This is a genomic window from Pseudomonas sp. AF32, from assembly GCF_022342325.2.
GTDB classification, from domain to species: Bacteria; Pseudomonadota; Gammaproteobacteria; order Pseudomonadales; family Pseudomonadaceae; genus Aquipseudomonas; species Aquipseudomonas uvaldensis.
The window spans coordinates 218885-239766 of record NZ_RQJK02000002.1 but is presented as its reverse complement, the minus strand read 5'-3'; the positions used below and the strand labels follow the sequence as shown (position 1 = coordinate 239766).

Genomic DNA, 20882 nt, shown 5'->3' with positions numbered 1-20882 from the left:
GGTTCATCGCTAAAAGAAAGCGCCTTGGCGGCGCTTTCAAAAATCAGGTGTCGAACAGGGCGGTATTGGCGTCGAGCCAGCCCTGCAACAGCAGAGCGGCGGCGATGGCGTCCACCGGGTTGTCGCGGTAACTGCCTTTCTGCCCTCCGCGCTCTTGGCGCTCGCCCTTGGCTTCGAACGTGGTGAGACGCTCGTCGTGGGTATAGAAAGGCAGGTTGAAACGGCCGTTGAGCCGGCGGGCGAACTTTTCGGCGCGTACGCACATGTCGCTGGGCGTGCCGTCCATGTTCAGCGGCAGGCCGACCACCACGGCATCGGGCTTCCACTCCTTGATCAGCGCTTCGACCTGATTCCAGTCCGGCACTCCGTTCTGCGCCTTCAGCGTGCACAGTTCGCGGGCCTGACCGGTAACGACCTGGCCGACCGCGACGCCGATCTGTTTGGTGCCGTAATCGAAGCCCAGCAGCAAACGCAGGGCCATCAGGCGTGGCCTGCCTGGCTGGTCAGCAGGCTGAGGTTGATACCCAGCCGGCTCGCCGCCGCTTCCAGGCGCAGTTCGCTGCTGGTATTGAACAGGATGTCGGCGTCGAACGGGCAGGTCAGCCAAGCGTTGTCGGCCAGTTCGGCTTCCAGTTGCCCGGCTTCCCAACCGGCATAACCAAGGGCGATCAGGCTCTTTTCCGGGCCGACACCATCGGCGATGGCAAACAGTACGTCCTGGGAGGTGGAAAGCGATATGCCATCAAGCTCCACGGTGGCCTGATAACTCTGCCCCGACGGATGGAGCACGAAGCCGCGGTCAGTCTGTACCGGGCCACCGATGAAAATCGGGACGTGCTGGCACAATAATGGCGGCTCTACATCGGGGCGCAACTGCTCGAGAATGTCCGCCAGGTTGAGCTCCTGCGGCCTATTGACCACCAGCCCCATGGCGCCATTGGCCGTGTGCTCGACGATATAGGTCAAGGTGTGGGCAAAGTTCGGATCGGCCATGTGCGGCATGGCAATCAGGAAATGATGCTTGAGGTAGGTGGGGCTGACATTTTTCATAGGCGCTAGTGTGGCGGTGCAGGGCGGAACTGACAAGCTGGGGATGTGCAGGAAATGCAGCAGTGGGTCCTCATCCCGCTGTGGGAGCGGGCTTGCTCGCGAAGGGGTCAGTACAGTCGATGGCTATCTTGTGACTGGGCCACCGTCTTCGCGGGCAAGCCCGCTCCCACAAAGGTTTTGCGGTGGGTCAGTTGCTCGAAAGCCGGTCACCCCGGGCAAATTTCCAGGTGCGAATGATTTCCAGGCGGTCGATGTCCGACAGGTCCCCGGTGAACGGCGCGAACGGCGCGGCCAGGCGCACGATGCGCTGGGCCGCCTGGTCCAGCAACGGCTGGCCGGAAGACTCCAGCACCAGCACTTCATACAAGGACCCGTCGCGGTTGATCGAAACCATTAGCCGCAGGTTGCCGTAGATCTGCTTGCGTCGGGCTTCGTCGGGGTAATTGAGGTTGCCGATGCGCTCGACTTTCTTGCGCCACTCATCCTTGTACCAGGCGCCCTTGTCGCGCATGGTCGAGGCGGCGCTCAGGCGGTGGATGCGCGGGCGCTTGGCATAGAGTTGCTGCTCCTGGGCCAGTTCGGCCTCCAGGCTGGCGATGTCGCTGGACAATTGGGCGCTGTCGAAGGTCGGTGCCGGTGCCTGGGGCTTGGGATCGGGCTTGACCTCTTCCTTGACCGGGGCTTTTTTCGGTTTCGGCGCTACAGTGGTCACGGCCGCCTTCGGCGCGGCTTCCTGCACTTCCGGCTTGGCTGCCGGGGGAGGGGTGGCCTTTTGCACCTGATTGTCCTGGAAGGGCGCGATCTCGGTGGTCTTGGGGGTCGCCTTCTTTTCCAGGGTACCGCTGCCCTGCTGGTTATCCTGGGCCAGGAAGTCCGCCTGCTTGGGCTTGGTTTCGCTCTTGAAGGTGGCCAGGGTGATTTCCAGGGTCTGGCTGATCTGCTTGGGCTCGACCGTGGCAAACCCGACGCCCAGCAGCAGGGCCAGGTGGATCAGCGCTGCCAGGAATAAAGTAAAACCGAGGCGATCGGCCGGGCGCACGCCACGATGGGCGAGTTCTTGGGGCAGATCGGATGGGAGGGTCATGACAAGGAAACCAGCATCGCGTTTTTTTCAGGCCGGGCATGATAACGCAATGTCGGTTTCCTTCATCAGATCCGGATCAACGAGCCTTGAGCTTCTGATCGATGGCATCCATCAGCAGGCCGCCGATGTCGGTGCCGAAGGCGTTGTCGATCTCGCGGATGCAGGTCGGGCTGGTGACGTTGATTTCCGTCAGGTGTTCGCCGATCACGTCCAGGCCGACGAACAGCAGGCCTTTTTCCCGCAGAGTCGGGCCGACCTGGGCAGCGATCCAGCGGTCTTTCTCGGTCAGCGGGCGCGCTTCGCCCCGACCACCGGCCGCCAGGTTGCCACGGGTTTCGCCCGCCGCCGGGATGCGTGCCAGGCAATAGTCCACCGGCTCGCCATCGATCATCAGGATGCGCTTGTCGCCATCGACGATGGCCGGCAGGTACGCCTGGATCATGATCTGCTGCTGGCCGTGCAGGGTCAGGGTTTCCAGGATCACCGACAGGTTCGGATGGCCGGCGGTGTGGCGGAAGATTGAAGACCCACCCATGCCATCCAGCGGCTTGAGGATCACGTCGCCGTGATGATCGGCGAATTCTCGCAGTACATCCGGGCGCCGGCTGACGATGGTGGGTGGCGTGCAGTGCGGGAACAGCGTGGCGAACAGCTTTTCGTTGCAATCGCGCAGGCTCTGGGGCTTGTTGACCACCAGCACGCCGGCGCTTTCGGCTTGTTCCAGCAGGTAGGTGGAGTACACGAACTCCATGTCGAACGGCGGATCCTTGCGCATCAGGATCACGTCCAGATCGCTCAGCAAAGCATCGCTTTCGGCGCCCAGTTCGAACCATTTCTCCGGGTTGGCGAAGACTTTCAGCGGCTTCATCCGCGCCCGCGCCTGGCCTTCGGCCTGGTAGAGATCGCGCTGCTCCATATAGAACAGCTCCCAGCCGCGCTTTTGAGCGGCCAGGAGCATGGCCAGCGAGCTATCCTTTTTGTAGGAAATGCTGGCGATAGGGTCCATGACAATGCCGACGCGTACGCTCATGGCTTGGTTCCTCGAAATCTGATGGACACGAATGATGTAAAAAAGTGGCGTCAGAGTGGCGCCCGGCGAATTGGCGGTCAAGGAAAAACCATCGCACCGAGCGGCCGATAGCCCGGCGCTGGAGACTGTGCTAAAAAGGCTGCCATGTGGCGCGCGGGCCTTGAACATCAAGGGCTTGCGCCGTCGGTCGCATTTACGCGTTAAAAACCGGTTCGCAGTGGCAATGGCAGAGCATCTTACGCAACAGCAACCCAGCGCCTTGAAGGTCATGGTCATCGACGACTCGAAGACCATCCGCCGCACCGCCGAAACTTTACTGCGCAACGTGGGTTGCGAAGTGATCACGGCTGTCGACGGCTTCGATGCCCTGGCCAAGATTACCGACCATCATCCGGGCATCATCTTTGTCGACATCATGATGCCGCGTCTGGACGGTTATCAGACCTGCGCCCTGATCAAGAACAACAGTGCGTTCAAGGCCACGCCGGTGATCATGCTGTCGTCCCGCGATGGCCTGTTCGACAAGGCCAAGGGACGCATCGTCGGTTCCGATCAGTTTTTGACCAAGCCTTTCAGCAGGGAAGAACTGCTGGGCGCGATACAGGCCCATGTCCCGGGCTTTGCCGCCGCCCAGTCGCACCAGGCACATTAAATGACGCTCGGCCGTTGGGCCTGGGGTCGACAAGAATGGGGAACACCATGGCACGAATTCTGATCGTCGATGATTCGCCGACCGAAATGTACAAGCTGACCGGCATGCTGGAAAAGCACGGCCATCAGGTCCTGAAAGCCGAGAACGGTGCCGACGGCGTGGCCCTGGCTCGCCAGGAAAAGCCCGACGCTGTGCTGATGGACATCGTCATGCCGGGCCTCAATGGTTTCCAGGCGACACGCCAGCTCACCAAGGACCCGGAAACCGGCCATATCCCGGTGATCATCATCACCACCAAGGACCAGGACACCGACAAGGTCTGGGGCACGCGCCAGGGTGCAAAGGATTACCTGACCAAGCCGGTGGATGAAGACACCCTGATCAAGACCCTCAACAACGTACTGGCGGGTTGACGCTGCGGCCATGAGCCCATCCCTGACCGCGTTCGAACTGCTGGCGCAGATTGACCGGCGCTGCCGGTCGCTGGCCGCGGACCTGCCGTCCCAGCCGATCCTGCGCCACAGCTGGAGTGGCATCGGCTTTCGCCTGGGCGAGCATTGGTACGTGGCCCCCATGGATGAAGTCAGCGAAGTGCTGCATGAGCCGCGCCATACGCATCTGCCCGGGGTCAAGCCATGGGTGCGCGGCGTGGCCAACCTGCGTGGCCGACTGTTGCCCCTGATGGACCTGTGCGGTTTTTTCGGTCATGAACTGTCGACCGTGCGCAAGCAAAGGCGGGTGCTGGTGGTGGATCACGACGAGATATTTGCCGGGTTGCTAGTGGACGAAGTCCTCGGGCTGCAGCATTTCGCCCAGGACAGCCTGGAGCCCACGCCTGTTGGCGATCTCGACGGGCCGGAAGCGGTTTTCGTCAAGGGCCGGTTTCGCGGCGAGCGGCAGTGGCAGGTGTTCAGTCCTTTCGCGTTGACGCGGTCGGCGGGGTTCATGGATGTGGCGATTTAACAGACACAGCGCAGCCTCCTGTGGGAGCGAGCTTGCTCCCACAAAAAAGCAGTGGTGAGTTGGAGAACCGATGATCAAAGCAAGCACAGGCAAGCCACTGGAAGCGTCGCGCAGTCGATCGCAGATCATCGTGCTGTTCGTCGCGCTGATCGTCTTCATCATGCTGTTGTTCGCCAATTTCGCCTACCTCAATACCCAGTCGACCTACGACAAGCAGTACATCGGCCATGCCGGCGAGTTGCGCGTGCTGTCCCAGCGCATTGCCAAAAACGCCACCGAGGCCGCCGCCGGCAAGGCAGCGGCATTCAAGCTGCTGAGCGACGCCCGCAACGATTTCGCCCAGCGCTGGGGTTATCTCAAGCAAGGCGACCCGGTGACCGGACTGCCGCCGGCGCCCTCGACCCTGCGGCCCCAATTGCGCGCCGTACAACTGGACTGGGAGCGCCTGCTCAAGAACACCGACGCCATTCTGTCCAGCGAGCAGACCGTGCTGTCGTTGCACCAGGTGGCGGCGACCCTGGCCGAAACCGTGCCGCAGTTGCAGGTCGAGTACGAGAAAGTCGTCGAGATCCTGTTGCAACGTGGCGCGCCGGCTGGCCAAGTGGCCATGGCCCAGCGCCAGTCGCTGTTGGCCGAACGCATTCTTGGCGCAGTGAACACCGTACTGGCGGGGGATGAGAACGCCAGCCAGGCCGCCGACACCTTCGGCCGCGATGCCGCACGTTTCGGCCAGGTACTCAACGGCATGCTGCAAGGTGATCCGACCTTGAAGATTTCTCAGGTCCAGGACCGCGACGCCCGGGCACGCCTCACTGAAATCAGCGAGCTGTTCGAGTTCGTTTCGGGCTCGGTGGACGAAATCCTCGAAACCTCCCCGGAGCTGTTCAAGGTCCGCGAATCGGCAGGCAACATCTTCAACCTGTCACAGACCCTGCTCGACGAAGCTTCGCACTTGACCACGGCGCTGGAGAACCTCGCCGCAGGTCGCTCCGTCCACACCATCGGTGGCTACGTGCTGGGCCTGCTGGCGCTGACGTCGATCATCCTGATCGGCCTGGTCATGGTCCGGGAAACCAATCGCCAACTGCACGAAACCGCGCAGAAGAACGAGCGCAACCAGAACGCGATCATGCGTCTTCTGGACGAAATCGCTGATCTGGCCGACGGCGACCTGACTGTCACGGCGTCGGTCACCGAGGACTTCACCGGTACCATCGCCGACTCCATCAATTATTCGGTGGACCAGCTGCGTGACCTGGTCGCCACCATCAATCTCACCGCCGGCCAGGTCGCCGCGGCGGTCCAGGAAACCCAGGCCACCGCCATGCACCTGGCCCAGGCTTCCGAACACCAGGCCCAGCAAATCAGCGAAGCTTCGACTTCAATCAATGAAATGGCTCAGTCCATCGACCAGGTCTCGGCCACCGCCGCCGAGTCGTCGGCGGTGGCCGAGCGCTCCGTGGAGATCGCCAACAAGGGCAACGAGGTGGTGCACAACACCATTCATGGCATGGACAATATCCGCGAGCAGATCCAGGACACCGCCAAGCGCATCAAGCGTCTGGGCGAGTCTTCTCAGGAAATCGGCGACATTGTCAGCCTGATCGACGACATCGCCGACCAGACCAACATCCTGGCCCTCAACGCCGCCATCCAGGCGTCCATGGCCGGCGACGCCGGGCGCGGGTTCGCAGTGGTGGCCGACGAGGTGCAGCGGCTGGCGGAGCGTTCTTCCGCAGCAACCCGGCAGATCGAAACGCTGGTGCGGGCGATCCAGGCCGACACCAACGAAGCGGTGATTTCCATGGAGCAGACCACCAGCGAAGTGGTGCGCGGCGCCCGCCTGGCCCAGGATGCCGGAGTGGCCCTGGAGGAAATCGAAGGCGTGTCCAGGACCCTCGCGGCGCTGATCCAGAGCATTTCCAACGCAGCGCGGCAACAAACTACCTCGGCGGGGCAGATTTCCCTGACGATGAACGTGATCCAGCAGATCACCACGCAGACATCGTCCGGCTCCACTGCTACCGCCGAGAGCATCGGCAACCTGGCGAAGATGGCCAGTCAGCTGCGTCGCTCGGTGTCGGGCTTCACCTTGCCGGCAGCGCCCGAGGTGGACGAGGACAAGGTGTGACGGTTCTGTCGATTGGGAGTGGTTATGGGTGATCGGCACGACTACGTGGCCCTGGAATGGGTCAAGGGCGAGATTGCCGAAACGCTGAAACAGGCCCATCTGGCCCTCAACCGGCTGGTGGACGATCCGCAGGCGGTGGATGCCCTGGAACACTGTCTTGCCTGCATCCACCAGGTGCATGGCGGCCTGCAGATGGTCGAGTTCTATGGCGCGGCCTTGCTGGCCGAAGAGATGGAGCAACTGTGTGCCGCCTTGCGCGACAACCGCATTGCCCATCGCGACGAGGCCATCAGCCTGTTGAGCCAGGCCCTCGGGCAATTGCCGACGTACCTGGATCGCGTCCAGGGCGCTCGTCGCGATTTGCCGCTGGTGGTGCTGCCGCTGATCAACGACCTGCGCAGCGCCCGGGGCGAGGGCCTGCTGTCGGAAACCAGCCTGTTCAGTCCCGAGCTGCCGGAAATCGCACCACTGAGCGACGCGGCCCTGAAGCGGCTCGAACCGCCGGAGTTGCCCAACACGTTACGCAAGCTGCGCCAGACCCTGCAGATGGCCCTGGTGGGCCTGTTGCGCGAACAGGACGACGCCACACACCTGGGCTACCTGACCAAAGTCTTCCACCGCCTGGAAGGGCTGTGCGCCGGAGCGCCGCTCAATGCATTGTGGCAGGTGGCCTCGGCGCTGGTCGAAGGCATGCGCGAGGGGCGCATCGCCAACAGCCCGGCGCTGCGCAGCCTGCTCAAGGAAACCGACAAGGAGCTCAAGCGCCTGCTGGAGCAGGGCATGCCGGGCATCAATCAACCGGCGCCGCCCCATTTGCTCAAGAGCTTGTTGTTCTATATTGCCAAGGCTGAACATCCCAGCGGGCAGATGCAGATCATGAAAGAACGCTACTCACTGGAAGACGCGCTACCCGACAGCGCCATGGTCGACGAAGAACGCGCGCGCCTGGCCGGCCCTGACCGCGATGCCATGCGTTCCGTGCTCACCGCACTTTGTGAAGAACTGGTGCGAGTCAAGGAGCGGCTGGACCTGTTCGTGCGCAGCGACCGCCAGCACGCCTCGGAGCTGGACAGCCTGCTGGCGCCCCTGAGGCAGATCGCCGATACCCTGGCGGTGCTCGGTTTCGGTCAGCCGCGCAAGGTCATCATCGATCAGTTGGCGGTGGTCCTGAGCCTCGCCCAAGGTCAGCGCGAACCCGATGACGCGACCCTCATGGACGTCGCCGGCGCCTTGCTCTACGTCGAGGCCACCCTGGCCGGCATGGTCGGCACCGTCGAGCCCGAAAGCCCGGAAGACAACCCGCTGCCCACCATCGACCTGACCCAGATCCACCAGATCGTCATCAAGGAAGCCCACACCTGCCTGCAACAGGCCAAGGACATGATCGTCGACTACATCGAGGCCGACTGGAACAGCGAGCAGCTACAGGGCTTGCCCGCCCTGCTCACTCAGGTCCGTGGCGCGCTGGCGATGATTCCCCTGGGGCGCGCAGCGGGCCTGGTGGAAGCCTGCAACGGTTTCATCCGCGATCATCTGCTGCTGGAACGGGCCCAGCCGGGGTGGGAAGAACTCGACCACCTGGCCGATGTGATCAGTGGCCTCGAATACTATCTGGAGCGCTTGAACGACGACCCGCAGAATCCCGGTGAGTCGCTGCTCGATGAGGTGGAGCGAAGCCTGGCGGTCCTCGGTTATTTCCCCGACGAAGCCCGGGTGCCATTGCTCGACGATGTGCTGAGCCCCAACGAGGCGCAGCTCATGCAGGACTTGCAGGAGCTGGATGACCCGCAGACCGTGCAGTCCCTGGCCGAGGTGCTGGCCAGTCCGGTCTCGGCGGTCAACCCCCCGGCGCGCAGCACGCCGGGTAGCCTGTTGCCGCCGCCGGTGGACGAACATCCGGTGGACGACGAGCTGCGTGAAGTCTTCCTCGAAGAAGCCGAGGAAGTGCTGGAGGTGCTGCGCGAGTACCTGCCCCGGTGGACGGCGCGGCCCGACGATCAAGGCATCCTGGGTGAACTGCGCCGGGCCTTTCATACCCTCAAGGGCAGCGGTCGCATGGTCCGGGCACTGGTGTTGGGGGAATTGGCCTGGGCGGTGGAGAACCTGCTCAACCGCGTGTTGGAACGCAGCGTCGAGCCAGGCGCCTCGGTACAACGGTTGGTCGACGACACGGTGCAATTGCTCCCCGCCCTGGTGGCTGAATTCGCCGACCAGCGCCAGCGCCAGCGCGACGATGTCGACCGTCTGGCTGCTCGCGCCCATGCCCTGGCCAGGGGCAGCGACGAGGAGGATGAGGACCAGCGGGACGTGGCCGCCCTGGACCCTTTGCTGCTGAAAATCTTCGACAACGAAGCCCAGGGCCATCTCGCCAGCTTGCGGCGCTTTCTCGACCAGGCCGCCGAACACATGCCGTTGCAGGCGGGCGATGAGTTGCATCGGGCCCTGCACACCCTCAAGGGCAGTGCGTTCATGGCCGGCGTGTTGCCCATCGCCGAACTGGCCGGGACGATGGACCAGCTCGCCCGGGAATACCGGGCGCATCTGATTGCCCTCGACCTCGATGAGGTGGAATGTCTGCTGGAAGCCGAGGGCCTGCTGCGCCTGGGGCTGCGCCAGCTGCAAAGCGATCCGCTGGCGCCGATTCCCGGCGCCGAGGACCTGATCCAGCGAACCCAGGCCCTGTTGGCCGAGCGCCTGCAGGCGGCGCTCAACGCACCGGACAAGGGCCTGCGGCCCAAGCGTGATCCGCAACTGATCAATGATTTCCTTGCCCAGGGCATGGACATCCTGTTGGATGCCGAAAGCCTGTTGCAGCGCTGGCAGCAGCATCCCGGCCAAGGCCAGGAGCTGAGTGCGCTGCTGGACGAATTGACCACCCTCGGTGAAGGCGCGCACCTGGCCGAGCTGCATCCGATGGATGAGCTGTGCGAAGCCTTGCTCGACCTCTATGGCGCGGTGGAGGAAAGCAGCCTGGCGGTCAGCGATGCGTTTTTCCAGCAAGCGCAACTCGCCCATGAGGCGTTGGTCGACATGCTCGATGAATTGGCGGCCGGGCAACAGGTCCATCCGCAGCCCGAGCGGGTGCAGGCCCTGCGTCGCTTGCTCGAGGCCGGTCTCGATCCGTCGGCCACGGGCGTGATCCGCAGCGACGGCAGCCGGACCCTGAGCATTCGCGAACTGGGCGATGCGACGGCCGCGCTGGAACGTGACGATGCGGCCATGGACGACGACATCACCTCGATCTTCCTCGAGGAGGCCCAGGACATCCTGGAAAGCGCCGCCCAGGCCCTGCAACGCTGGCTGGCCGACCCGGACAACGGCGCGCCACTGTCCTCGCTGCAACGGGACCTGCACACCCTCAAGGGCGGTGCCTGGATGGCCGATGTCCGGCCGGTGAGCGACCTGGCCCAGGAGCTGGAAAACCTTTACGAAGGGTTGGTGGACCGCCGCTACAGTTACAGTGACGAGTTGGCGCAACTGCTCAACAGCAGCCATGAGCGCCTTGAGCTGCTGCTCGGGCAATTGCAGCAGGGCCAGGTGCTGGGCGATCCCGTTTCGCTGATCGACGCCATCCGCAGGTTCCGCCAGGACAAACCGCACGCCGTCGAGGCAAGCGGAGCGACTCAGGGCGACGGCACCCATCATGATCCCGAACTGCTGGAGATCTTCCTCGAGGAAGGCTTCGACATCCTCGACAGTTCCGGCGCGGCGTTGCTGCGCTGGCAGGCCGAGCCGTCGAACCGCCAGGCCGTGGAAACCCTGCTGCGCGACCTGCATACCCTCAAGGGTGGTGCGCGGATGGTGGAAATCGGTCCCATCGGCGATCTTGCTCACGAGCTGGAAAACCTATACGAGGGGTTGTCGGCAGGTCTGCTGCAAGCGACTCCGACGCTGTTCACGCTGCTGCAAAGCAGCCATGACCGGCTGGCGCACATGCTCGACGCGGTGCGGGCCGGCCAACCCTGTCCGCCGGCGGACCGGCTGATCGCCCAGATCCAGGCGGTCAACCAGCCACAGGAAAGCCCGGCCCCCGAAGCCGCGGTTGTGCCGGTTCCTGCTCCGATCCCCGCGCCTGCCAAGCCTGAGCCCGGCGCGTCGGGCGAAGGTGCGGACATGGTCAAGGTCTCCGCCGAACTGCTGGACGACCTGGTGAACCTGGCGGGGGAGGCCTCGATCTTCCGTGGCCGTATCGAACAGCAGGTCAATGACGCACGGGTGGCTTTGGGCGAGATGGAAACCACCATCGAGCGCATGCGCGATCAATTGCGGCGCCTCGACACCGAAACCCAGGGACGGATCCTCAGTCGCCAGCAGGTGGAAGCCGAGCGGCTGGGCTACGAAGAATTCGACCCGCTGGAAATGGACCGCCATTCCCAGTTGCAGCAGTTGTCCAGGGCTCTGTTCGAATCCGCTTCGGACCTGCTCGACCTCAAGGAAACCCTGGACCGGGGTAATCACGACGCGGAAAACCTGCTGCAACAGCAAGGCCGTATCAACACCGAACTCCAGGAAGGCTTGATGCGCACGCGCATGGTGCCGTTCGAGCGCATGCTGCCGCGCCTCAAGCGCATCGTCCGGCAGGTGGCCCAGGAACTGGGCAAGGACGTGGAGTTCGTGGTCGATAACGCCGAAGGCGAGATGGACCGCAATGTACTGGAACGCATGGCCGCGCCGCTGGAGCATATGTTGCGCAACGCCGTTGATCATGGCCTGGAGCCCGCCGATGTGCGCATCGCCGCCGGCAAACCGGCGCGCGGCCGCATCAGCCTGGAACTTTCACGGGAAGGCGGCGACATCATCTTCGACATCCGCGACGATGGCGCCGGCGTGCCCCTGGAGGCGGTGCGGAACAAGGCGATCAAGCGTGGGCTGCTGGCGCCGGACAGCGACATCAGCGACCGCGATGTGTTGCAGTTCATCCTGCAGCCGGGGTTTTCCACCGCGGAGAAAATTACCCAGATCTCCGGGCGCGGCGTCGGCATGGACGTGGTCCACGAAGAGGTGCGGCAACTGGGCGGCAGCATGATGATCGACTCCACGCCGGGGCAGGGCGTGCATTTCCGTATTCGCCTGCCCTTTACCGTGGCGGTCAATCGGGCACTGATGGTGCAGTGTCATGAAGACCAGTACGCGATCCCGCTCAACACCATCGAAAGCATTGTGCGGGTGCTGCCCGCCGAGCTGGATGCCTATTACCAACTCGATCCGCCGGTCTACACCTACGCCGGGCAACGGCATGAGCTGTACTACCTGGGCGAAGTATTGAAGACTGGCGCCCGTGCCAAGCTGCTGGGCCAGAGCCAGCCCTTGCCGCTGCTGCTGATGCAGTGCAACGAGCGGCATGTCGCGGTGCAGGTGGACGCCACCCTTGGGACCCGGGAGATCGTGGTCAAAAGTCTAGGTCCGCAATTCTCTTCGGTGCAGGGATTGTCCGGCGCGACCATCCTGGGGGACGGTCGGGTGGTGCTCATCCTCGACTTGCTGGCGCCGATCCGCGCCTTGCCTGGCCAGATCCCAAGGCGCCAGGCACCGGCCGAAGGCGAGGGCGAACATCAACGGCCGCTGCTGGTACTGGTGGTGGACGATTCGGTGACGGTGCGCAAGGTCACCAGTCGCTTGCTGGAGCGCCACGGCATGCACGTGCTTACCGCCAAGGACGGGGTGGATGCCATGGCCTTGCTGAGCGAACACTCCCCGGACCTGATGTTGCTGGACATCGAAATGCCGCGCATGGACGGTTTTGAAGTGGCGACCCAGGTGCGCAACGACCCACGCCTGGCACACCTGCCGATCATCATGATCACCTCTCGTACGGGCCAGAAACACCGCGACCGGGCCATGGCCATCGGCGTCAACGACTACCTGGGCAAACCGTATCAGGAATCGGTACTGCTCGAGAGCATTGCCCGCTGGAGCAGAACCCATGCATGAAGACCGCACTCGTTACCTCACCGGCCTGCTGCTGCCGCTCTCCGATCGGCATCTGGTGTTGCCCAACGTCGCGGTGGCCGAGCTGATCGACTACCAGAGCAGCGCCTTCGATATGGACACCCCGCCCTGGTTCCTGGGCTGGGTCAGCTGGCGCGAACGACAGATCCCGCTGCTGAGCTTCGAATCGGCCTGCGGCCAGAAAACCGTGATCGGCGAACGAGCGCGCATCGTCGTGCTCAACGCCCTGGGCGGACGACCGGAACTGAGGTTCATCGCGCTGTTGGTGCAGGGCATCCCGCGCTCCCACAAGCTCGACAGCCAACTGAGCTACGTCGACGTGCCGCTGTGCGGGTTGGAGCAGGCGGCGGTGCAGATCGGCGAGCATGTGGCAAAGGTGCCGGATTTGTTGGCGCTGGAGGAGTTGGTGGTGGCTGCGGGATTGGCTGAGCACAAAAAATCCTGAGCCATGCCCAGCCCCGCTGTGGGAGCGAGCTTGTTCGCGATAGCGGAGTGTCAGCCAACTCAAAGTTGACGGATCCTTCGCTATCGCGAGCAAGCTCGCTCCCACAGGGGATAAGGCCTGTTTTCCCCACCGTTACTCCAACCGTAACGATCCGTCGCTGAGCTTGATTGATGCACCCGACACGACACTCCTAAGGTAACCCCCACGACAGCGAACCCGTGGAGTGGTCATGACAACAACAATATCCCCCGACTCGCGCTGGACGCGGCGACGCAGCGAGAAGCAGCGGCGGCTCGAACAGGTGAAGGGGCTTGTCGACGGTGTGGTGTTGCCCACCGACAAAATCGTCGCGGCGCTGGAGGCATTGATCCTGCCGGGTGACCGCGTGGTGCTGGAGGGCAACAACCAGAAGCAGGCGGATTTCCTGTCGCGCTCCCTGGTGAAAGCCGATCCGGCGAAGTTGCATGATCTACACATGATCATGCCCAGCGTTGGCCGGTCCGAGCATCTGGACCTGTTCGAACGCGGCATCGCCCGCAAGCTGGACTTTTCCTTCGCCGGCACCCAGAGCCTGCGCATCAGCCAGTTGCTGGAAGACGGCCTGCTGGAAATCGGCGCAATCCACACCTACATCGAGCTCTACGCCCGGCTGGTGGTGGACTTGATCCCCAACGTGGTGCTCTCGGCCGGTTTCATGGCCGACCGGGCCGGCAACATCTACACAGGCCCCAGCACCGAAGACACTCCGGCGTTGATCGAGCCGGCGGCCTTCAGCGATGGCCTTGTCATTGTCCAGGTCAACGAATTGGTGGATGACGTCAGTGAGCTGCCGCGAGTGGACATTCCAGCCTCCTGGGTGGATTTCGTGGTGGTGGCCGACAAGCCGTTCTACATCGAACCGCTGTTTACCCGTGATCCGCGCCACATCAAGCCGGTGCATGTGCTGATGGCGATGATGGCGATCCGCGGGATCTATGAAAAACACAACGTTCAGTCCCTCAATCACGGCATCGGTTTCAACACCGCCGCCATCGAGCTGATCCTGCCGACCTACGGCGAATCCCTGGGCCTGAAGGGCAAGATCTGCCGCAACTGGACCCTGAATCCGCACCCGACCCTGATCCCGGCCATCGAAAGCGGCTGGGTCGAAAGCGTGCATTGCTTCGGCACCGAACTGGGCATGGAACGCTACATCGCCGCCCGGCCCGACGTGTTCTTCACCGGCCGTGACGGCTCGCTGCGCTCCAATCGCATGGTCTGCCAACTGGCCGGGCAATACGCGGTGGACCTGTTCATTGGCGCCACGTTGCAAGTGGACGGCGATGGTCATTCCTCCACCGTCACCCGTGGCCGGCTGGCCGGCTTTGGAGGCGCGCCGAACATGGGCCATGATCCGCGCGGCCGGCGTCACGGCACGCCGGCCTGGCTCGACATGCGCCACGGCGATGGCGAGGCGCCGCTGCTCGAGCGTGGCAAGAAACTGGTGGTGCAGATGGTCGAGACGTTCCAGGAAGGCGGCAAACCGACCTTCGTCGACACCCTTGATGCAGTGGATGTAGCGAAGAAAGCCGGCATGGCCCTGGCGCCGATCATGATCTACGGCGACGACGTCACCCATTTGCTCACCGAGGAAGGCATTGCCTATCTGTACAAGGCTCGCTCCCTGGAAGAGCGCCAGGCGATGATCGCGGCGGTGGCCGGCGTCACCGCCATCGGCCTGCGGCACAACCCGAAAGAGACGGCCCGCATGCGTCGCGAAGGGTTGATCGCCTTGCCTGAGGACCTGGGTATCCGCCGCACCGACGCCACCCGCGAATTGCTCGCCGCCAAAAGCGTGGCCGATCTGGTGGAGTGGTCCGGTGGCCTCTACAACCCCCCCGCCAAGTTCAGGAGCTGGTAAATGCACGCACTCAACCGGCAACCCAAAACGCTGTCCCTGGCCGAGCGCCTGGCGGACCTGGCAGTCGACGCGCTGATCGACGAAGCCGACCTGTCGCCCAAACCGGCCTTGGTGGACCGCCGTGGCAGCGGTGCCCATACCGATCTGCACCTGGGCCTGATGCACGCTTCGGCGCTGTCGCTGTGGCCGGCGTTCAAGGAAATGGCCGAGGCTGCCATCGATTACGCTGAAATCGGCCTGCCGCTGCGCGAAGCCCTTGGACGGATCGGCCGCGAAGGCGAAGCCACGATGCTCGCCACCACGGGCGGCGTGAACACGCACCGCGGCGCGATCTGGGCCTTGGGCCTGTTGGTCGCTGCCGCCGCGCTGGAACCGGAATCCAGCGGTGCGGGCGCCGTCACGTTGCGCGCAGCGCGCCTGGCCTTGCTCGACGACCGCTACGCGCCAAGACCCTTGAGCCACGGCGCCCAGGTCGCCCAGCGCTACGGCGTGCGTGGTGCCCGTGAAGAAGCACAGCTGGCGTTCCCGGCCGTGACGGGCCTGGGCCTGCCGCAACTCAAGCGCAGTCGCGCAGCCGGGGCAGGGGAGCAGAACGCCCGGCTCGATGCCTTGCTGGCGATCATGACCACCCTGGCTGACACCTGCGTGCTGTATCGCGCCGGCGAAGCAGGTCTGCAAGCCATGCAACAAGGTGCCAAAGCCGTGCTCGACGCGGGTGGCAGTGCCAGCCTGGGCGGTCGCCGCCAGTTGCATCTGCTGGATCAACAACTGATTGCCTTGAACGCCTCGCCCGGCGGCGCTGCGGACCTGCTCGCCGCCTGCCTGCTGCTCGACCGTGTCGAGCGTGGCGATGGTTTTTTCCCTGGAGTGTGCTGATGGAAACCTTGTCCTTTGAATTCCCCGCCGGGCAGCCGCCACGGGGCCGGGCGCTGGTGGGCTGTGTCGGCTCGGGCGACCTGGAAGTGCTGATCGAGCCCGGGCCGGCGGGCAAGTTGACCATCCAGGTGCAGACCTCGGTCAACGGCAGCGAACAACGCTGGCAGCATCTCTTTGCTCGCATGTTCGATGGCCAGACGCTGCCGGCGTTGGCGATTGATATCCACGATTTCGGCGCCACCCCCGGCGTGGTGCGCCTGCGCCTGGAACAGGGCTTCGAGGAGATCGGTCATGACTGACAGCGCAACGCTTTTGAATAAACACAGCTTTGTCGAGCTGGGCGCCCGGCAACGGGCCCAGGCCTTGCTGGATGACGGCTCGTTCCGTGAGCTGCTCGATCCGTTCCAACGGGTCATGTCACCGTGGTTGTCGCGCCAGGGCGTGGTGCCGCAAAGCGATGACGGTGTGGTGATCGCCAAGGGCACCCTTGATGGCTTGCCGGTGGTGATTGCCGCCATCGAAGGGGCATTCCAGGGCGGCAGCCTCGGTGAAGTCGGCGGGGCGAAAATCGCCGGCGCCCTGGAGCTGGCCGCCGAGGACAATCGCAAAGGAACTCCGACTCGTGCCGTGTTGCTGCTGGAAACCGGCGGCGTGCGTTTGCAGGAAGCCAACCTCGGGTTGGCGGCCATCGCGGAGATCCACTCGGCCATCGTCGACCTGCGCCAGCACCAGCCGGTGGTCGGCGTGGTAGCCGGCAGCGTCGGCTGCTTTGGCGGCATGTCCATCGCCGCCGGCCTGTGCAGTTACCTGTTGGTGACTCAGGAAGCGCGGCTGGGCCTGAACGGCCCGCAGGTGATCGAGCAGGAAGCCGGTATCGAGGAATATGACGCCCGGGACCGTCCGTTCATCTGGAGCCTGACCGGTGGCGAACAGCGTTTCGCCAGCGGCCTGGTGGATCGCTACGCCAGCGATGACGTCGCACAGATTCGCCAGCAGGTCGGTCAGTTGTTGAACCTTGGCGTGCCCGCCGAACATCGCAGTAGCCAGGCCGAACGGTTCCTGCAATGCCTGGAGCGGTTGGACACCGAGGCGCAAATCGAACCGGCAGCGGTTCGCCAGCTGTATCAGGGAGAACGCTCATGAGTTCGTATTCGTTGAGAGGCCTGCGCTGGTTCGAGGCGTTGAGCAACGGCGCCAGGCTGCTGCATGGCCTGCCGGCTTCGTTGAAAGTGGCCGACACCCAATTGGGCGGACAAGACGTGCGCCTGTTGGCGGTCGTGGCCGATCCGGATAACCGTTTCCCTCGGGCGCGCAACGGTGAGGTTGGCTTGCTGGAAGGTTGGGGCTTGGCCAAGGCCGTGAACGATGCCGTGGAAGCCGACCGTGATGCGCCGGTCAAGCGGCCGCTGATCGCCATCGTCGATGTGCCGAGCCAGGCTTATGGCCGTCGGGAAGAAGCCTTGGGCATCCATCAGGCACTGGCCGGGGCGGCGGACAGTTATGCCCGTGCCCGTCTGGGCGGACACCCGGTGATCGGCCTGCTGGTGGGCAAGGCGATGTCCGGCGCGTTCCTGGCCCATGGGTATCAAGCCAACCGTTTGATTGCGCTGCGCGACCCGGGAGTGATGGTCCACGCCATGGGCAAGGCCTCGGCGGCGCGGGTGACGCTGCGCAGCGTCGAGGCGCTGGAAGCCCTGGCCGCCAGCGTGCCGCCGATGGCCTATGACATCGATAGTTATGCCAGCCTTGGGCTGCTGTGGGAAACCCTGTCGGTGGAGCAGATCGAGCAACCGTCGGCGGCGGATCTGGCGCGGGTCCATGAATGCCTCATCCAGGCCATACGGGACGTCGAAACCGGTTCACGGGACCTGCGCGGTCGGCTGGGCGCCGCCAATCGCATGGCGTCGAGCACAGTTCGCCAGCTGCTGAGAGAACAGTGGTGAACACGTTCCTGGCCCACGACCTGCTGTGGGGCATGACGCCGGAGCAATTACCGGTGGACGCGCCTGCGTGGGCGTACGAAGCCCTGGGTGCCGGTCAGCCGGTGGTGGTTCGGCGTGCCACCACGGCAGCGAACCGTATCGCCGTCGGGGTTCGTGGACGCTTGCGTGAGCAGCGTTATGCCACAACCATGGCGAAGTCCGCGATCACCCGGCGGGTCAGGCCGGAAGAACTCGGCCATGCCGCCTCGGCCCGCGATCTGCCAGCGCTGCACGCATTGGGCCGGCTGAGGCCGATGCTCGACGGTTGCGGTTGGGTGTGGGGTGTCAGCGGCGCCGTCGGGTTCGAACTCGCCAGTGGCGTCGAAGCGTTGCATGAGCGCAGCGACCTCGACCTGATCCTGCGCGTGCCACATCCGCTGGATCGTGGCCAAGCCCGTGAGCTACTGGCGCAACTGGATGCGTCGGTGTGCGTGGTGGACATGCAGTTGCAAACGCCCCTCGGTGCCGTCGCGTTGAGGGAGTGGGCCGGTCCGGCGCGCCGGGTGCTGCTCAAGGACAACCGGCAGGCGCGTCTGGTGTGCGATCCCTGGCAGCCGTCGCTGGAGCCGATGCCATGAAGATGTTCGTGTTCCCCGGCCAGGGCGCGCAGCGAGCGGGCATGCTCCGTGAGCTGGCGCCGCAGGTCCTGGAGGAAGCCAGCGAGGTGCTGGGTGAGGACGTGAAGCAACTGGACAGCGCCGAGGCGTTGCAGTCGACCCGCGCGGTGCAGCTGTGCCTGCTGATCGCTGGCGTGGCGGCGTCTCGACGGTTGCTGGAACAGGCGCCCGCGCCGGATTACGTGGCGGGGCTGTCCATCGGTGCGTATCCGGCGGCGGTGGTGGCGGGTGCGTTGGGGTTTGCCGATGCCTTGCGGCTGGTCAGCCTGCGGGGCGAATTGATGCAGCAGGCGTACCCCAAGGGCTACGGCATGACCGCCATCATCGGCCTGGAGCTGGCGACGGTGGAGACGTTGCTGGCCCAGGTGCACAGCGATGCAACGCCGGTCTACCTGGCCAACATCAACGCCGATAACCAGGTGGTTATCGCCGGCAGCGACGAGGCCATGGCCATCGTCGCCGGACAGGCACGGCGTCAGGGCGCCGCGAAAGCGTGTCGGCTGGCCGTCAGCGTACCGTCCCATTGCCCGTTGCTGGAGGCTCCGGCGCGAGCGCTCGCCGAGGCGTTCAGCAATGTGTCATTGAAACTGCCGGGCCTGGGTTACCTCAGCGGCAGCCGCGCCCGGCCCGTGATGAGCACCGAGGCCCTGCGCGACGACCTGGCATTCAATATGTGCCGCGTCGTCGACTGGCGCGGCACCGTGCAGAGCGCCTACGAGCGCGGCGTACGCCTGCAAATCGAATTACCGCCCGGTGCGGTGCTGACCGGGCTGGCGCGCCGGGTATTTGAACAGGGCACCGTCATTGCGTTCGACGGTGCGCGGCTCGACACCTTGCAAGCCCTGTTGCGTGAGGAGGGAAGCCAACGACTCTAGACCACCGACTCAGGCTTCGAACGACAAAAACAACAATCCCGACGATGCATTTTGAGGACTACGACAATGATTATTTACGGTGTGGCACTGTTGGCGATCTGTACGCTGACAGGGGTGATCCTGGGCGACATGCTGGGCGTGTTGTTGGGGGTGAAATCCAACGTCGGCGGGGTCGGCATTGCGATGATCCTGCTGATTTGCGCGCGCTTGTGGATGCACCGGCACGGCGGCATGACCAAGGACTGCGAGATGGGTGTCGCCTTCTGGGGCGCCATGTACATTCCGGTAGTAGTCGCAATGGCCGCGCAACAGAACGTTGTCACGGCCTTGCACGGCGGCCCGGTGGCGGTATTGGGAGCGATTGGCTCGGTGTTGCTGTGCGGCGTGACCATTGCGCTGATCAGCCGGACCCACAAGGGCGAACCCTTGCCCGACGAACCGGCCGACGTGACGCCGCTCGGCACGCCTGTAGGAGGTCGCTGATATGTGGGATCTCATCGAGAAAGGCTTGGAACATAATGGCCTGATCACGGCGTTCGCTTTTGTCGGCGTGATCATGTGGGTGTCGGTGGTGTTGTCCAAGCGCCTGACCTTCGGACGCATTCACGGCTCGGCCATCGCCATCGTCATTGGCCTGGTGCTGGCCTGGGTGGGCGGAACCATGACCGGCGGGCAAAAGGGCTTGGCGGATCTGTCGCTGTTTTCCGGCATTGGCCTGATGGGCGGGGCAATGCTGCGTGACTTCGCCATCGTCGCCACGGCGTTCGAGGTCCAGGCTACCGAAGCGAAAAAGGCCGGGATGATTGGCGTCGTCGCGCTGTTGCTGGGCACGATCCTGCCCTTCATTGTCGGCGCGAGTGTGGCCTGGGCGTTCGGCTATCGCGACGCGGTGAGCATGACCACCATCGGCGCGGGCGCGGTGACTTACATCGTCGGGCCGGTGACCGGGGCGGCGATTGGTGCCACTTCCGATGTCATGGCGCTGTCGATTGCCACCGGATTGATCAAGGCGATCCTGGTGATGGTCGGCACCCCTGTGGCGGCACGCTGGATGGGCCTGGACAATCCGCGCTCGGCCATGGTCTTCGGCGGTCTTGCCGGGACCGTCAGCGGGGTGACGGCCGGGTTGGCCGCGACGGATCGACGGCTGGTGCCGTATGGTGCGTTGACGGCAACGTTCCACACCGGGCTTGGTTGCCTGCTGGGGCCTTCGTTGCTGTTCTTCATCGTTCGCGGGATTGTCGGTTAACCCCCCCCTGGATTTGTATCGCCTGTTGTGACGCCTTCGCGAGCAAGCCCGCTCCCACAGCCAACCGCGTTCCCCTGTG

The 20882-nt window shown here is 64.2% G+C and carries 19 protein-coding genes; 15 read left to right on the top strand and 4 right to left on the bottom strand.

Features of this window, described 5'->3' with window-relative positions; genetic code table 11:
* Positions 1–43: 43 nt before the first annotated feature.
* From ruvX to gshB, 4 genes are all read right to left on the bottom strand, one after another.
* Complete coding sequence (gene ruvX, locus EGM97_RS03300; RefSeq protein ID WP_238960709.1) at positions 44–481, bottom strand: Holliday junction resolvase RuvX; 438 nt, start codon at positions 479–481, stop codon at positions 44–46.
* A complete protein-coding gene (locus tag EGM97_RS03295; protein ID WP_238960710.1) occupies positions 481–1050 on the bottom strand; it encodes a YqgE/AlgH family protein in 570 nt (189 codons plus the stop codon). Before EGM97_RS03295 ends, ruvX begins: the two co-directional genes overlap by 1 nt.
* A gap of 187 nt (positions 1051–1237) precedes the next feature.
* On the bottom strand, positions 1238–2134 hold the full coding sequence (locus EGM97_RS03290; RefSeq protein ID WP_238960711.1) for an energy transducer TonB: 897 nt from the start codon (positions 2132–2134) through the stop codon (positions 1238–1240).
* A 76-nt stretch (positions 2135–2210) separates the two neighbouring features.
* Entirely contained in the window at positions 2211–3164 is a 954-nt protein-coding gene (gene gshB / locus EGM97_RS03285) for a glutathione synthase (RefSeq protein WP_232776763.1), read from the bottom strand.
* A gap of 223 nt (positions 3165–3387) precedes the next feature.
* Between gshB and EGM97_RS03280 the strand changes: the two genes are divergently transcribed.
* From EGM97_RS03280 to madM, 15 genes are all read left to right on the top strand, one after another.
* Complete coding sequence (locus tag EGM97_RS03280) at positions 3388–3816, top strand: response regulator (protein ID WP_238960712.1); 429 nt, start codon at positions 3388–3390, stop codon at positions 3814–3816.
* Between the two features lie 47 nt (positions 3817–3863).
* Positions 3864–4229 (top strand): twitching motility response regulator PilH, encoded by a 366-nt coding sequence (gene pilH, locus EGM97_RS03275; protein WP_238960713.1) that lies wholly within the window; start codon positions 3864–3866, stop codon positions 4227–4229.
* 10 nt (positions 4230–4239) lie between these two features.
* Positions 4240–4779 (top strand): chemotaxis protein CheW, encoded by a 540-nt coding sequence (locus EGM97_RS03270; protein ID WP_238960714.1) that lies wholly within the window; start codon positions 4240–4242, stop codon positions 4777–4779.
* Between the two features lie 70 nt (positions 4780–4849).
* A complete protein-coding gene (locus EGM97_RS03265; protein WP_238960715.1) occupies positions 4850–6910 on the top strand; it encodes a methyl-accepting chemotaxis protein in 2061 nt (686 codons plus the stop codon).
* A 24-nt stretch (positions 6911–6934) separates the two neighbouring features.
* On the top strand, positions 6935–12841 hold the full coding sequence (locus tag EGM97_RS03260) for an Hpt domain-containing protein (protein ID WP_238960716.1): 5907 nt from the start codon (positions 6935–6937) through the stop codon (positions 12839–12841).
* Complete coding sequence (locus tag EGM97_RS03255) at positions 12834–13304, top strand: chemotaxis protein CheW (RefSeq protein ID WP_238960717.1); 471 nt, start codon at positions 12834–12836, stop codon at positions 13302–13304. The genes EGM97_RS03260 and EGM97_RS03255 overlap by 8 nt, the downstream gene beginning before the upstream one ends.
* A 229-nt stretch (positions 13305–13533) precedes the next feature.
* Positions 13534–15204: a malonate decarboxylase subunit alpha gene (gene mdcA / locus EGM97_RS03250; protein WP_238960718.1), complete on the top strand. Its 1671-nt coding sequence runs from the start codon at positions 13534–13536 to the stop codon at positions 15202–15204.
* On the top strand, positions 15205–16080 hold the full coding sequence (locus EGM97_RS03245; RefSeq protein WP_238960719.1) for a triphosphoribosyl-dephospho-CoA synthase: 876 nt from the start codon (positions 15205–15207) through the stop codon (positions 16078–16080).
* Positions 16080–16379: a malonate decarboxylase subunit delta gene (locus tag EGM97_RS03240; RefSeq protein ID WP_238960720.1), complete on the top strand. Its 300-nt coding sequence runs from the start codon at positions 16080–16082 to the stop codon at positions 16377–16379. The genes EGM97_RS03245 and EGM97_RS03240 overlap by 1 nt, the downstream gene beginning before the upstream one ends.
* Positions 16372–17223 (top strand): biotin-independent malonate decarboxylase subunit beta, encoded by an 852-nt coding sequence (locus tag EGM97_RS03235; protein WP_238960721.1) that lies wholly within the window; start codon positions 16372–16374, stop codon positions 17221–17223. The genes EGM97_RS03240 and EGM97_RS03235 overlap by 8 nt, the downstream gene beginning before the upstream one ends.
* The gene (gene mdcE / locus EGM97_RS03230; protein WP_238960722.1) at positions 17220–18023 is read left to right on the top strand and encodes a biotin-independent malonate decarboxylase subunit gamma; all 804 of its coding nucleotides are present in this window, start codon (positions 17220–17222) and stop codon (positions 18021–18023) included. Before EGM97_RS03235 ends, mdcE begins: the two co-directional genes overlap by 4 nt.
* Positions 18020–18640, top strand: coding sequence for a malonate decarboxylase holo-ACP synthase (locus tag EGM97_RS03225; protein ID WP_238960723.1), 621 nt, complete (start codon positions 18020–18022; stop codon positions 18638–18640). The genes mdcE and EGM97_RS03225 overlap by 4 nt, the downstream gene beginning before the upstream one ends.
* Positions 18637–19554, top strand: a complete 918-nt coding sequence (gene mdcH, locus EGM97_RS03220; RefSeq protein ID WP_238960724.1) for a malonate decarboxylase subunit epsilon — start codon at positions 18637–18639, stop codon at positions 19552–19554. Before EGM97_RS03225 ends, mdcH begins: the two co-directional genes overlap by 4 nt.
* Positions 19555–19620: 66 nt before the next feature.
* Entirely contained in the window at positions 19621–20037 is a 417-nt protein-coding gene (madL, locus tag EGM97_RS03215; RefSeq protein WP_238960725.1) for a malonate transporter subunit MadL, read from the top strand.
* A 1-nt stretch (position 20038) separates the two neighbouring features.
* Positions 20039–20803 (top strand): malonate transporter subunit MadM, encoded by a 765-nt coding sequence (gene madM / locus EGM97_RS03210; protein WP_238960726.1) that lies wholly within the window; start codon positions 20039–20041, stop codon positions 20801–20803.
* Positions 20804–20882: the final 79 nt, after the last annotated feature.

What these genes read in the sequence shown, in the direction of transcription:
- EGM97_RS03265 (WP_238960715.1), top strand. Translation starts at nt 4,850, where the DNA reads ATGATCAAAGCAAGCACAGGCAAGCCACTGGAAGCGTCGCGCAGTCGA.
- EGM97_RS03240 (WP_238960720.1), top strand. Translation starts at nt 16,080, where the DNA reads ATGGAAACCTTGTCCTTTGAATTCCCCGCCGGGCAGCCGCCACGGGGC.
- madM (WP_238960726.1), top strand. Translation starts at nt 20,039, where the DNA reads ATGTGGGATCTCATCGAGAAAGGCTTGGAACATAATGGCCTGATCACG.
- EGM97_RS03245 (WP_238960719.1), top strand. Translation starts at nt 15,205, where the DNA reads ATGCACGCACTCAACCGGCAACCCAAAACGCTGTCCCTGGCCGAGCGC.
- mdcA (WP_238960718.1), top strand. Translation starts at nt 13,534, where the DNA reads ATGACAACAACAATATCCCCCGACTCGCGCTGGACGCGGCGACGCAGC.
- EGM97_RS03235 (WP_238960721.1), top strand. Translation starts at nt 16,372, where the DNA reads ATGACTGACAGCGCAACGCTTTTGAATAAACACAGCTTTGTCGAGCTG.
- EGM97_RS03290 (WP_238960711.1), bottom strand. Translation starts at nt 2,134, where the DNA reads ATGACCCTCCCATCCGATCTGCCCCAAGAACTCGCCCATCGTGGCGTG.
- EGM97_RS03260 (WP_238960716.1), top strand. Translation starts at nt 6,935, where the DNA reads ATGGGTGATCGGCACGACTACGTGGCCCTGGAATGGGTCAAGGGCGAG.
- madL (WP_238960725.1), top strand. Translation starts at nt 19,621, where the DNA reads ATGATTATTTACGGTGTGGCACTGTTGGCGATCTGTACGCTGACAGGG.
- EGM97_RS03270 (WP_238960714.1), top strand. Translation starts at nt 4,240, where the DNA reads ATGAGCCCATCCCTGACCGCGTTCGAACTGCTGGCGCAGATTGACCGG.
- EGM97_RS03255 (WP_238960717.1), top strand. Translation starts at nt 12,834, where the DNA reads ATGCATGAAGACCGCACTCGTTACCTCACCGGCCTGCTGCTGCCGCTC.
- mdcH (WP_238960724.1), top strand. Translation starts at nt 18,637, where the DNA reads ATGAAGATGTTCGTGTTCCCCGGCCAGGGCGCGCAGCGAGCGGGCATG.
- pilH (WP_238960713.1), top strand. Translation starts at nt 3,864, where the DNA reads ATGGCACGAATTCTGATCGTCGATGATTCGCCGACCGAAATGTACAAG.
- EGM97_RS03280 (WP_238960712.1), top strand. Translation starts at nt 3,388, where the DNA reads ATGGCAGAGCATCTTACGCAACAGCAACCCAGCGCCTTGAAGGTCATG.
- gshB (WP_232776763.1), bottom strand. Translation starts at nt 3,164, where the DNA reads ATGAGCGTACGCGTCGGCATTGTCATGGACCCTATCGCCAGCATTTCC.
- mdcE (WP_238960722.1), top strand. Translation starts at nt 17,220, where the DNA reads ATGAGTTCGTATTCGTTGAGAGGCCTGCGCTGGTTCGAGGCGTTGAGC.
- ruvX (WP_238960709.1), bottom strand. Translation starts at nt 481, where the DNA reads ATGGCCCTGCGTTTGCTGCTGGGCTTCGATTACGGCACCAAACAGATC.
- EGM97_RS03295 (WP_238960710.1), bottom strand. Translation starts at nt 1,050, where the DNA reads ATGAAAAATGTCAGCCCCACCTACCTCAAGCATCATTTCCTGATTGCC.